The 12,379-nt window shown below is 72.6% G+C and carries 11 protein-coding genes; 7 read left to right on the top strand and 4 right to left on the bottom strand.

All coding sequences use genetic code 11. The features are described from left to right. The first annotated feature begins 14 nt into the window (after positions 1–14). On the top strand, positions 15–569 hold the full coding sequence (locus tag ACWC1K_RS20100; RefSeq protein ID WP_450832982.1) for a YbaK/EbsC family protein: 555 nt from the start codon (positions 15–17) through the stop codon (positions 567–569). A gap of 56 nt (positions 570–625) precedes the next feature. Here ACWC1K_RS20100 and ACWC1K_RS20095 read toward each other — a convergent pair whose 3' ends face one another. Beyond that, positions 626–1,732, bottom strand: a complete 1,107-nt coding sequence (locus ACWC1K_RS20095) for a cation diffusion facilitator family transporter (protein WP_450832980.1) — start codon at positions 1,730–1,732, stop codon at positions 626–628. A 60-nt stretch (positions 1,733–1,792) separates the two neighbouring features. Between ACWC1K_RS20095 and ACWC1K_RS20090 the strand changes: the two genes are divergently transcribed. Beyond that, positions 1,793–2,152, top strand: coding sequence for an ArsR/SmtB family transcription factor (locus tag ACWC1K_RS20090; RefSeq protein WP_450832978.1), 360 nt, complete (start codon positions 1,793–1,795; stop codon positions 2,150–2,152). 12 nt (positions 2,153–2,164) lie between these two features. Here ACWC1K_RS20090 and ACWC1K_RS20085 read toward each other — a convergent pair whose 3' ends face one another. From ACWC1K_RS20085 to ACWC1K_RS20075, 3 genes are all read right to left on the bottom strand, one after another. Next, positions 2,165–3,385, bottom strand: coding sequence for a 4-hydroxybenzoate 3-monooxygenase (locus tag ACWC1K_RS20085; RefSeq protein WP_450832977.1), 1,221 nt, complete (start codon positions 3,383–3,385; stop codon positions 2,165–2,167). Between the two features lie 78 nt (positions 3,386–3,463). After that, complete coding sequence (locus ACWC1K_RS20080) at positions 3,464–5,101, bottom strand: APC family permease (protein ID WP_450832975.1); 1,638 nt, start codon at positions 5,099–5,101, stop codon at positions 3,464–3,466. Positions 5,102–5,370: 269 nt separating this feature from the next. Beyond that, positions 5,371–5,778: a CoA-binding protein gene (locus ACWC1K_RS20075; RefSeq protein WP_450832974.1), complete on the bottom strand. Its 408-nt coding sequence runs from the start codon at positions 5,776–5,778 to the stop codon at positions 5,371–5,373. A gap of 294 nt (positions 5,779–6,072) precedes the next feature. On the opposite strand from ACWC1K_RS20075, the gene ACWC1K_RS20070 reads away from it, so the two are divergent. The 5 genes from ACWC1K_RS20070 to ACWC1K_RS20050 all read left to right on the top strand — a co-directional run bounded on the left by ACWC1K_RS20070 (position 6,073) and on the right by ACWC1K_RS20050 (position 12,316). Further along, positions 6,073–6,837, top strand: a complete 765-nt coding sequence (locus ACWC1K_RS20070) for a hypothetical protein (RefSeq protein WP_450832972.1) — start codon at positions 6,073–6,075, stop codon at positions 6,835–6,837. After that, positions 6,834–7,388 carry a SixA phosphatase family protein gene (locus tag ACWC1K_RS20065; protein WP_450832971.1) on the top strand — a complete coding sequence of 185 codons (555 nt, stop codon included), beginning with the start codon at positions 6,834–6,836 and terminating at the stop codon, positions 7,386–7,388. The genes ACWC1K_RS20070 and ACWC1K_RS20065 overlap by 4 nt, the downstream gene beginning before the upstream one ends. Before the next feature lie 25 nt (positions 7,389–7,413). Beyond that, positions 7,414–8,040 (top strand): YigZ family protein, encoded by a 627-nt coding sequence (locus ACWC1K_RS20060; RefSeq protein ID WP_450699649.1) that lies wholly within the window; start codon positions 7,414–7,416, stop codon positions 8,038–8,040. Between the two features lie 107 nt (positions 8,041–8,147). Continuing rightward, positions 8,148–9,311 (top strand): exonuclease SbcCD subunit D, encoded by a 1,164-nt coding sequence (locus tag ACWC1K_RS20055; protein WP_450832969.1) that lies wholly within the window; start codon positions 8,148–8,150, stop codon positions 9,309–9,311. Further along, positions 9,308–12,316, top strand: coding sequence for an AAA family ATPase (locus ACWC1K_RS20050; RefSeq protein WP_450832968.1), 3,009 nt, complete (start codon positions 9,308–9,310; stop codon positions 12,314–12,316). Before ACWC1K_RS20055 ends, ACWC1K_RS20050 begins: the two co-directional genes overlap by 4 nt. Positions 12,317–12,379 lie beyond the last annotated feature (63 nt).

Here is a 12,379-nt window from a genome sequence, read left to right as displayed (position 1 = left end):
GTTACCGTGCGGCCATGCGCCCACCCATCGGACACTTCGACATCGCGATCCCCGCCCCCGACGCCCTCGACCACCTGACCCGCCCGGTCGCCGACGCCGTACGCCACTGGAGCGGCAGCGTCCCCGCCGACCAGATCGTCTATGTCGACACCGACCCGCAGTGGGCCGACACCGCCGTCTTCGTGGAGCACTACGGGCAGGAACTGCTCGAGCAGTCGGCGAACTGCGTGGTGGTGGCCGGCAGGCGCGGCGGGGAGACGACACTCGCCGCGTGCCTCGTGCTCTCCACCTCCCGGGTCGACGTCAACGGAGTCGTGCGCCGCCAACTCGGCGCCCGCAAGGCTTCGTTCGCGTCCATGGACACCGCGACGGGGGAGAGCGGCATGGAGTACGGGGGCATCACCCCGATCGGCCTCCCGGACGGCTGGCCGGTGCTGGTGGACTCGGCTGTCGCCGAACTCTCCTACGTCCTGGTCGGCAGCGGGCGCCGGCGGGGGAAGCTCCTGGTGCCGGGGAAGGCGTTCGCGGAGCTGCCGGGGGCGGTGGTGCTGGAGGGGCTCGGCGTCTGACGGCGCCGCGCCCCTTTGGGGTGCTCCCGGACCGCGTCGGACTGTGCCGGGGTCGCCTAACGCGCCGCGTGATGCGCCAAGGCCAAGTGAGGGTCCTCCTCTCCCGGCGCAGGTGCCGGATCCGCGTGCACCAAGGCCGCCGTCAATTTCGGTACGGCGTGCAGCAGGGCGTGTTCGGCCTCGACCGCTATTCCGTGCGCCGTACGCACGGTCGCCTCGCCGTCGACCACCACCGCCACCTCGGCCCGCAGCCGGTGCCCGATCCAGCGCAGCCGCAGCTCACCGACCTCCCGCACGCCCGGCACCGCGCGCACCGCCCGCTCGGCCCGGTCCACCAGCTCCGGGTCGACGGCGTCCATCACCCGCCGGAACACCTCCCGTGCGGCGTCCCGCAGTACCAGTGCGATCGCCGCGGTGATCGCCAACCCCACGAGCGGGTCGGCGAGTTGCCACCCCAGCGCCGAGCCGCCGGCGCCCAGCAGCACGGCCAGTGACGTGAACCCGTCCGTACGGGCGTGCAGACCGTCGGCGACCAGTGCGGCCGAGCCGATCTCCCGGCCCACCCGGATCCGGTGGCGTGCCACCCACTCGTTCCCCGCGAAGCCGACCAGCGCGGCCACCGCGACGGCCGGTAGCTGCGCGACGGGACGCGGATCGAGCAGCCGCTCCACCGCCGCCCAGGCCGCGAACGCGGCCGACGCGGCGATCGTCAGCACGATCACGATCCCCGCGAGGTCCTCGGCCCGGCCGTATCCGTAGGTGAAACGGCGCGTGGCCGCCCGCCGGCCCAGCACGAAGGCGATCCCGAGGGGGACGGCGGTCAGCGCGTCGGCGGCGTTGTGCACCGTGTCGCCGAGCAGCGCCACCGAACCGGACAGGACCACGACCACCGCCTGCGCCACGGCCGTCACCCCGAGGACGGCCAGCGAGACCCAGAGGGCGCGCATCCCGCGGGCCGAGGACTCCAGCGCGGAGTCGAGTTTGTCGGCGGTCTCGTGGGAGTGCGGGGTGAGGAGGTGGCCGAGGCGGTGAACGAGCCCGGTGGGGCGGTGGTCATGCGAGTGCCCGTGGTGCCCGTGGTGCCCATTGTGGTCGTGGTGGTCGTGGTGGTCGTGGTGCCCGTGGTCGTGGTGCTCGTCGTGGTGATGGTGCTGGTCGCTCACGTGGGCCCCTTCCGGTGCGCGGTGGTGGACGCGGGGCGCCCACGGGACCATTATGTGCGTATGAGCGCACGCATGCACCTATCAACTGCGCAGGATGCGCACCCGCGCACCCCGGGCGAGGAACAGTTCGCGCTCGCCGCCGAACTCCTCGCCCTCCTGGGTGACCGCACCCGCCTGGCGCTGCTGCACGCGCTGACCGGCGGCGAGGCCGATGTCACGACCCTCACGGAGGCGAGCGGGGCGGCCCGGCCCGCGGTCAGCCAGCACCTGGCGCGGCTGCGGCTGGCCGGCCTGGTGAACACGCGCAAGGAGGGCCGCAGGGTCGTCTACTCACTGCGGGACGGGCATCTGCGGCGGCTCGTGGACGAGGCGCTGAAGGTGGCGGACCATCGCCTCAGCGACCGGCCGCTGCACGACTGAGGATCACGGGGTTCAGGGCGCGGAGCTCTTGCCGAGGTACTGCTCCGCGAACGCCGCGGCGGCAGCCGGGGACTCGAAGAGGCGGCGCAGCCGGGCCAGTGTCGTGCCCGCGCGGTAGGCGTCACCCGACGACGCGCCGTGGTACACGTCCGACAGCCACTGCGAGAACTCCTGGTAGTCCCAGACACGTCCGAGACAGGCCGCCGAGTAGCCGTCGAGGCCGCCGGTGTCGCCTTTGGCGAGGTAGGCGACGAGCGCCTCGCCGAGCAGGAAGGCGTCGTGCAGGGCCAGGTTCATGCCCTTGGCCGCGATGGGCGCGGTGAGATGGGCTGCGTCCCCGGCCAGGAGGAGACGCCCGAACACCATGGGTTCGACCACGTAGTTGTGCATGTCGAGGACGCGCTTCTCGATCAGCCGTCCCTCTGTGAGCGGCGGCCGGTCGGCGGCGTCGAGCCGCTGCTGCAGTTCGGTCCAGACGCGGTCCTCCGGCCAGTTCTCCGGGTCGTCGCCGGGCGGACACTGAAGGTAGTAGCGGGTGACCTCGGGGCTGCGGGCCATGTGCCCGGCGAAGCCGTTCGGATGGATGCCGAACACCACGCAGTCGCTGGACGGCGGCGCCTCCGCGAGCAGCGCCAGCCAGCCGATGCCGTAGTCGTGCCGGGCGATACAGGCCTGCTGCGGAAGCACGGTCCGGGTCACGCCGCGTGCCCCGTCGCAGCCCGCCACGAAGTCGCAGTGCACGAGCGTGCGTCGACCGGTCTCGGGGTCGAGGTACGACACCGCCGGCCGGTCCGTGTCCAGGCCGTGCAACCGCACGTCCCGCACGCCGAAGCGGATGACGCCGCCGCGCACGTCGGCGTACTCGCGCACCAGGTCCGTCACCAGCAACGGCTGCGGATAGACGAAGTGGTGATGTCCCGTCAGATCGGTGTAGGACAACCGGTGCCGCCGCCCCTCGACGCGGAACTCGCACTGGGTGTGCACCTGCGCCCGCTCCAGCAGATGGTCCGCGAGGCCCCGTTCCTGGAGCCCGCGCACGGCCCACTCCTCCAGCACACCGGCCCGTGGCCGCTGCTCGATGAACTCGCGCGTCTCGGCCTCCAGGACCAGACAGTCGACCGATGCGGCCCGCAGGATGTTCCCGATGGTGAGACCGGCGGGCCCGGCGCCCACGATCACCACCGGAAAACGTTGCGGGGACGGGGAGTTGGGGTGGGGGCCGGTCGAAGTCACCCCGGCATTATGACGGTGGCCCGTCAGCCACGGCAGGGGAGCCGCGGCCGACGGGCCGAGTCGGGGAGGGGTGTTCGGTCAGTGCGCGGGGGCGTCGGTGACGACGACTTCCTCGATGCTGCGCTCGATGTCCTCACGCCTGGAGGAGGTCGCCCGGGCCCAGTAGTAGATGACCAGGGAGAAGACGGCGATGACCAGGATGTCCCACCACAGAGCGATGTTGCCCGAGCCGCCGAAGCCGCCCTCGGCGGAGATCACGCCCATGCCCAGGAGATAGACCGGCAGCCACTGGGCGGCCTTGAAGTCCATCCGGGGCGCGTCGGGCTGGTTGGTGGCGTTGGCCCACCAGGCGTAGCCGCCGAGGAGCACGTAGCCGAGGACGATCGCCAGACCGAGCCGCCACAGGGTGTCCCAGCCGGCCCAGTAGATGATCAGGTTGGCCACCACGAACGACACCGGCGAGATCACCTTGCCGCCGGGCAGCCGGTACGGCCGCTCGTGGTTCGGCAGCTTGTCGGCGAAGACGCCGTACGCCAGCGGCGCGCCCGCGTACATCAGGACGCTCGCCGAGGTGATGAAGCCGACCAGCTTGTGCCAGCTGGGGAAGGGCAGGAAGCAGATCACACCGGTGACGAAGGACATGACGAGGCCGAACCACGGCACACCGCGCGCGTCGGTCCTGGTGAAGATCTTCGGCGCGTAGCCGTTCTTCGCCAGACCGTAGGAGACGCGGGAGGTGGCGGTGGTGTAGATCAGGCCGGTACCGCCGGGGGAGATGATCGCGTCGAAGTAGAGGACCCAGGCCAGCCAGCCGAGCCCCACCACGGTCGCGAGGCCGGCCCACGGGCCGGTGTCGCCCTCGTACGCGAGGTGGGCCCAGCCGTGCGCGAAGCTGCTGTGCGGCAGCGCGGCGATGAACACGACCTGCAGCAGGACGTAGATGACGGCGCCGATCGCAACCGAGCCGAGGGTGGCACGCGGCAGATCCCGCTTGGGGTTGCGGCTCTCGCCGGCCAGCTGGATGGCCTGCTCGAAGCCGAGCAGCGCGAAGATGATGCCGCTCGTGCTGATCGCGGCAAGCACGCCCTTGGCGCCGAACGGCGCGAAGCCCTCGGAGTGGAAGTTGGCCGGGTGGAAGTGGGTCGCGGCCATGATGAAGATCGCGCCCAGCGGGACGGCGATCTTCCACCAGGTCGCGGCGCTGTTGGCGGCTGCCAGCGCCCGTACGCCGAAGAAGTTCACGCCGACGAAGACGGCCATGAGCAGGACCGCCACCGCCAGACCGCTGGCGGTCAGCGTCTTGTCGGCGTGCTCGAAGCCCTGGGCCCACGACCAGTGACCGGCGTACCCGATCATGGCGTAGACCTCGATCGGTGCCACGGTCGCGGCCTGCAGCCAGGAGAACCAGCCGAAGGACATTCCGGCCAGGCCGCCGAAGGCGTAGTGCGGGTACCGGGCCGTACCGCCCGCCACCGGGAACATGCCTCCCAGTTCGGCGTGCACCAGGGCCAGCATGACGATCGCGACCGCGCCGATCACCCACGAGATGATCGCCGAGGGCCCGGCCTGCATCACCGCGTCGTGCGCGCCGAACAGCCAGCCGGAGCCGATGATCGAGCCCACCGAGGCCCACATCAGGCCGATCAGTCCGACGTCACGCCTCAGGCCGCTGGGACCCCTGGCCTCCTCTACGGAGGCCTCCTCGACGCTCACCATATTTTCAGCGACCTCTCACAAGTTGAATACATGTTTTCAGTGCGTGCGACGTCGCAGATTAGGAAACATCGGGGGTCGAGCAGAAGACGCATGGTGAAGTTTTGACCAATGGCCGGGAGCTTCCTGGGCAGTGCTTCAGAGGCTCTGTAGGCAGCCGAAACCCGTGCGACCACTGAATCTGTCCACGGAATCGGCAGGGGAAATGGCCTCGCTCGAACGGTCGCAGTGTGACCGGTGACACATGCGGGAGCGCGTGGGCCCCGGCAGGCTCAGCCGAGCAGAGGTATCTCGATGGCGGGGCAGCGGTCCATCACCATGTCGAGGCCCGCCGTCCGCGTACGGTCGTAGGCCGCCTCGTCGATCACGCCGAGCTGGAACCAGACGGCCCGGGCGCCCTTGGCGACCGCCTCGTCGGCGACCGGTCCGGCGAGGTGGCTGTTGACGAACACGTCGACGACGTCCACGTCGAAGGGGATGTCGGCCAGGGAGGCGTACCCCTGCTCGCCGTGCACCGTCTCCGCCTTGGGGTGGACGGGCACGATGCGCTTGCCGAAGCGCTGCAGCACCTGGGCGACACCGTAGGCGGCGCGGCCCCGGTTCGACGAGAGGCCCACCACGGCCCAGGTGTCGCCGGACTCGGTGAGGATCTTGCGGATCGTTGCCTCGTCGCCGTACACCGCAGCCTCCCCGCACCACGTGGACTTGCCCTTGTGTCCGACAACGGCCGGGAGTTCACGATGATTCCCGGTTTCCGCCCGCGTCTGAGCGCCTGTTCGGCAGGCCTTCGGCCCAGTACCGTCCGGACAGTCCGCACGCCAGGGGGCGGCCGATGCCCGGCTGCGACACGCTCGCCGCACGCCTGACCATCCATCGCGACGCCGCCGTGCTGTGGCACCACAGGCGCGCCTTCGCGGAACTCGTCCACCGGGCACGTGGTGGAATTCCGCCGCCGTGTGCGGAAATCGCGCCGGATGCCTGCGCGCGGCCGTCCGCCCGCCTACGCTCAGCCCGTGCTGCGCATCACCGACGCCCGAACCGGCGAGTCCGTCGACGCCGCCCCGGTCCGCCGGGGGCTGACCCGGGTCGAAGCCCATGTGCCGGATCTCCACACCGGAGCCCTGCGCGTGCTGCTGGTGGCCGACCTCCTCGTGCGGGCCCTGGAACTCGGCGGGACCCCGGTGTGGGGCGTGCTGGCCGGTGAACGACGGCAGGCGGAGCTGCGGGCCCGGGCGGCCGCGCTCGGCATCCGGCCCTTGGAGGACCGGCGGGACGTAGGTCCGGGACTGGGCGAGGCCCAGGTCCTGCACGTCGTGGGGGAGGGCGGCGCGACACCCGAGGGTGTCCGGGTCGCCGTCGCCCCCGTCGAGTCGGAGGTACCGGGCAGCACGGAGGGCGCCGACCCTGCCGCACTGCGCCTGGCCCTGCTCTCCCGGCGCCGCAGCACGCCCCTGCGGCTGGACGCGGCCGCCCTGACCGAGGCCGGCGAAACCCTCGCACGCTGGCGCCGCGCGGTCGCCGCCTGGGCGCAGCAGCCGTCGCGGCCGATTCCCGACGAGGCGCGCGCCCGCCTGCGTACCGCCTGGGAGGACGACTTGGACGTGCCCTCCGTGCTCGACGTGCTGACGTGGGTGGAGACCGAGTCCGAACTGCCCGACGGCGCCCGCTTCGAGACGTACGCCTACGCGGACCGGCTGCTCGGCCTCGATCTCACCCGCGAGCTCGGAACCCCGTCGTGATCGCGCGCGCGGGAGCCGGCCCGCTGCGCCGCCTGGTGGTGCTGCGGCACGCCAAGTCGGCCTGGCCGGCGGGCGTCCCCGACCACGCACGGCCGCTCGCACCGCGCGGCCTCCGGGACGCTCCGGCCGCAGGCCGCGCCCTCGCCGAGGCCGACTGCCTGCCGGACCTCGCCCTGTGCTCCACCGCCGTACGAGCCCGCCAGACCTGGGAACTGGCCTCGGCCCAGTGGGGCACACCGCCGCCGGTACGCAGTGACCCGCGGTTGTACGCCGCCGACGTGTCCGACCTGCTGACGGCCGTGCACGAGGTGTCCGCCGAGATCGAGACACTGCTCCTGGTCGGGCACAACCCCGGCCTGGAGGAGCTCGTCCTGGAACTGGCCGGGGACAGCCTCGACGACGCCCTGGAGGAGGTGCGGCTGAAGTTCCCGACCTCGGCGATCGCAGTACTGGCCTGGCACGGACCCGCCTGGGACGCCCTCGCCCCGGGCACGGCACTCCTGACGAGCATGATCGTGCCGCGGGGCAAGAAGGGCGGCGGGAAGAAGTAGCCCGCGCGCCGCATAGGCTGGCCGGATGCAGGACGAGTACCGCACGGTCGCCCACGCGGGCGTGCACGAGACCGAGGTCAACCGCTCGCGCTTCCTGTGCGCCCTGGCGCCGGCGGCCACCGAGCAGGAGGCCCAGGACTTCATCGCCGCCGTGCGCAAGGAGCACGCGGACGCCACCCACAACTGCTGGGCCTACGTCATCGGCGCCGACGCCTCCGTCCAGAAGGCGAGCGACGACGGCGAACCGGGCGGCACCGCGGGCGTCCCCATGCTGCAGATGCTGCTGCGCCGGGACATGCGGTACGTCGTCGCCGTCGTCACCCGCTACTACGGCGGCGTCAAGCTGGGCGCGGGCGGACTCATCAGGGCGTACGGCGGCGCGGTCGGCGAGGCCCTGGACGCCCTCGGCACCCTCACCCGCCGCCGGTTCCGGCTGGCCACGGTGACCGTCGACCACCAGCGCGCAGGCAAGGTCCAGAACGACCTGCACTCGACGGGCCGCGAGGTGCGCGACGTGCGCTACGGCGAGGCGGTCACCATCGAGGTCGGCCTGCCGGACTCCGACGTGGACGCCTTCCGGGCCTGGCTCGCCGACGTGACGGCCGGGACGGCCGGGTTCGAACTGGGCGGGGAGGCGTACGGGGACGCGTGAGGGTCGGTACGAAAAGGGCGTAACGGACCGGTACGGGATGGTTCATGACGGGCCGATACGGGAGTAACCGACCGTGATGTCAGACCCGGCCGTTAGGGTCGGGGATCATGAGGCTGCTGCACACTTCCGACTGGCATCTGGGCCGGGCGTTCCATCGGGTGAACATGCTCGGGGCCCAGGCCGGGTTCATCGGTCACCTCGTCACGACCGTGCGTGAGCGCGGTGTGGACGCGGTGGTCGTATCGGGGGACGTGTACGACAGGGCGGTGCCGCCGCTGGCCGCGGTCGAGTTGTACGACGACGCCCTGCACCGCCTCGCCGACCTGGGCGTGCCCACGGTGATGATCTCCGGGAACCACGACTCGGCCCGCCGGCTCGGTGTCGGGGCCGGTCTCATCGGGCGGGCCGGCATCCATCTGCGGACCGAGCCGTCGGCGTGCGGGAGGCCGGTGGTGCTGTCGGACATCCACGGTGACGTCGCCTTCTACGGGCTGCCGTATCTCGAACCGGCCCTGGTCAAGGACGAGTTCGGCGTGGAGAAAACGGGACATGAGGCGGTGCTCGCCGCCGCCATGGACCGGGTTCGCGCCGACCTCGCCACGCGCGCGCGGGGCACGCGTTCCGTCGTCCTCGCGCATGCCTTCGTCACCGGCGGCGAGGCCAGCGACAGCGAGCGGGACATCACCGTCGGCGGGGTCGCAGCCGTGCCCGCCGGGGTCTTCGACGGTGTGGACTACGCGGCACTGGGTCATCTGCACGGCTGCCAGACGATCACCGAGCGGGTGCGCTACTCCGGCTCCCCGCTGCCGTACTCCTTCTCGGAGAGCGACCACCGCAAGACGATGTGGCTCGTCGACCTCGACGCCGAAGGCTCCGTCACCGCCGAGCGCATCGACTGCCCTGTGCCGCGCGCGCTGGCCAGAATCCGGGGCACCCTGGAGGAACTGCTCGCCGATCCCGGGCTCACCCGGCACGAGGAGGCGTGGGTCGAGGCCACCCTCACCGACCCGGTCCGCCCGGCCGACCCCATGGCGCGGCTCACCGAGCGCTTCCCGCACACCCTCAGCCTCGTCTTCGACCCCGAGCGGGCACCGGACGACCCGGATGTGTCCTACGCCAGGCGGCTCGCCGGCCGCAGCGACCAGGAGATCGCCGAGGACTTCGTCGCCCATGTGCGCGGCGCGGGACCCGACGAGCGTGAACAGGCCGTGCTGCGGGACGCGTTCGACGCGGTGCGTGCCGACGAGGCCGTGCGGGAGGTGGCGCGATGAGGCTGCACCGGCTGGACATCACGGCGTTCGGGCCGTTCGGCGGCTCGCAGAGCGTCGACTTCGACGAGTTGTCGGCCGCCGGGCTCTTCCTGCTGCACGGACCGACGGGAGCGGGCAAGACGTCCGTCCTGGACGCGGTCTGCTACGCCCTGTACGGCTCCGTTCCCGGCGCCCGCCAGAGCAGCCAGGGCCTCGCCCTGCGCAGCGATCACGCGGCATCCGGTACGCGCACCGGGGTGACCCTCGAACTGACCGTCGCCGGACGCCGGTTGGAGGTCACCCGGCAGCCGCCCTGGGAGCGCCCCAAGAAGCGCGGTTCGGGCACGACGCTGGAGAAGGCCCAGAGCTGGCTGCGCGAGTACGACGCGACGGCGGGCGCCTGGAAGGACCTCAGCCGCTCGCACCAGGAGATCGGCGAGGAGATCACCCAGCTGCTCGGCATGAGCCGCGAGCAGTTCTGCCAGGTCGTCCTGTTGCCCCAGGGCGACTTCGCGCGCTTCCTGCGCGCCGACGCCGAGGCGCGCGGCAAGCTGCTGGGCCGCCTCTTCGACACCCACCGCTTCGCCGAGGTCGAGAAGCGGCTCGCGGAGCGTCGCCGCACGGCCGAGGCACAGGTGCGCGAGGGGGACGCCGCACTGCTGGCCGACGCGCACCGCATGCAGCAGGCGGCGGACGGCGCGATGGAACTGCCTCAACTGGCGCCGGGGGAGCCGGGGTTGGCCGAGGCCGTCATCAGTGCCGCGGCCGTCGCCCGCAGCACCGCCCGCGAACAGCTCACGATCGCCCACCTCCGCCTCACCTCCGCGGAGTCGGCCCACGCGGCAGCCGAGCGGGAGCTGGACGATGCACGCGAACTGGACCGGCTGCAGCGCCGGTTCACCGAGGCACGCGAGCGTGCCGCGCGGCTGGAGGGGCGTGCCGACGCGCACCGGGAGGCCCAGGCGCGCATGGAACGCTCCCGCAAGGCCGAAGCGGTGGCACCGGCGCTGGACCTCCGGGAGGCCATGGACGCCGAGCACCGCAGGGCGGCGGAGGCGCAGGCACGTGCGCGTGCGCTGCTGCGGAACATCCTGGAGCCGGCGGAAGGACTCACCGACGCCGGTGCCGTCGGTCTCGCCGCCGCCGCTCGCCGTGCCGCCGAGGAGCTGGGTGGTCTGGAGTCCGCGCGACGGGCCGAACAGCGGCTGGCCGAGCTGCTGAAGGAGCGGGAGGGGCTGGAGCGGCAGGAGCGGGCCGACGAGGACGTCCTGCAGGAGGCCGAGGCGTGGCTCGCCGGGTGGGACCAGACGCGCACAGCACTCCAGCGCGGTGTCGAGTCCGCGCAGGAAGCCGCCACCCGGGCCGAACAGCTCGCGGTGCAGCGGGACCCCGCCCGCAGGCGCCTCGCCGCAGCCCGGCAACGCGACCAGCTCGGCCGGGACGTCGACGACGCCCAGCGCCAGGTCCTGGCCGCCACGGAGTCCGCGCAGAAGGCGCGTGCCGAATGGCTCGACGTCAAGGAACAGCGGCTGAACGGCATCGCCGCCGAGCTGGCCGCCCAGCTCACGGAAGGTGAACCCTGCGCGGTCTGCGGCGCCGTCGAACACCCCGCGCCCGCCCGCAAGGACGCCGGACACGTCGGCCGGGAGACCGAGGAGCGTGCCCTCGCCGCCTACCAGCACGCCGACGAACAGCGCACCGAGGCCGAGCGGCGCCTGGGTGTCGTACAGCGCGCCCTGGCCGCCGCCCAGGGCGAGGCCGGCGACACACCCACCGAGCAACTGGCGCTCCAGGCAGACGAGTTGGAGCGACAGTTCACGGAGGCCCGCGCCGGAGCGTCCGCGCTGTCCGGCGCCCACGAACAGCTGCGGCAGGCCGAGCGGGAACGCGACCGGCGTGTCTCCGCCCAGCAGGAGGCCGCCGTACGCGCCGCCTCCCGGGTCGCCCGCCGGGACGCCCTGGACCAGGAACGAGCCACCCTAGAAGCGGAGTTGACGCAGGCCAGCGGTGCCGCCGGGAGCGTCGCCGCCCGCGCCGCCCAGCTCGAACGCCGGGCCGCCCTGCTCACCGACGCCGCCGACACCGCCCGCGCCGCCGAGGACACCGCCCAGCGGCTCAAGGACGCCGACGCCCGGCTCGCCGACGCCGCTTTCCGTGCCGGCTTCGACACCCCGCAGGCCGCGGCCGCCGCACTCCTGGACGACGCCGCCCACCGTGAGCTCCAACGCCGTCTGGACGCCTGGCAGTCCGAGGAGGCCGCCGTGCGCGCCGTCCTCGCGGAAGCCGACACCGCGGCCGCCGCCCAGCAGCCGCCCGCCGACCTCGTCTCGGCGGAACGCGCCGCCGCCGTCGCGGCCCAGCGGCTGCGCGACGCCGCCTCCGCACGGGACGCGGCCGCCCGCCGCTGCGCCGAACTCGACCGGCTCTCCGCCCGGTCCGCCGCGGGCGTACGACGCCTGGCCCCGCTGCGCGAGGAGTACGACCGGGTGGCCCGCCTGGCCTCCCTCGCCGCGGGCACCTCCGCGGACAACGAACGGAAGATGCGCCTGGAGTCGTATGTGCTGGCGGCGCGCCTGGAGCAGGTGGCCGCCGCGGCGACCGTCCGTCTGCAGCGCATGTCCTTGGGCCGTTACACCCTCGTCCACTCCGACGACCGGACCGGACGCGGCCGCAGCGGTCTCGGACTGCATGTCGTCGACGCATGGACCGGACGCGAGCGGGACACCGCGACGCTGTCCGGCGGCGAGACGTTCTTCGCCTCCCTGGCGCTCGCCCTCGGCCTCGCGGACGTCGTCACCGACGAGGCCGGCGGAGTCCGCCTGGACACGCTCTTCATCGACGAGGGCTTCGGCAGCCTCGACGACCAGACCCTCGACGAGGTCCTCGACGTGCTCGACTCCCTGCGCGAGCGGGACCGCAGCGTCGGCATCGTCAGCCACGTCCCTGACCTGCGGCGGCGGATCCACGCGCAGCTGGAGGTCGTGAAGGGGAGAGGGGGGTCTACGCTGCGGCAGCGGGGGGTCTGACGGGTCGTGAACCGGCGCCTGGCGGCCGAGACATTGCCGCCAGTCTGGACGGATTTGTTACCT

The organism is Streptomyces sp. NPDC001492, from assembly GCF_053597275.1.
This window is presented reverse-complemented; position numbering and strand designations above follow the sequence as displayed.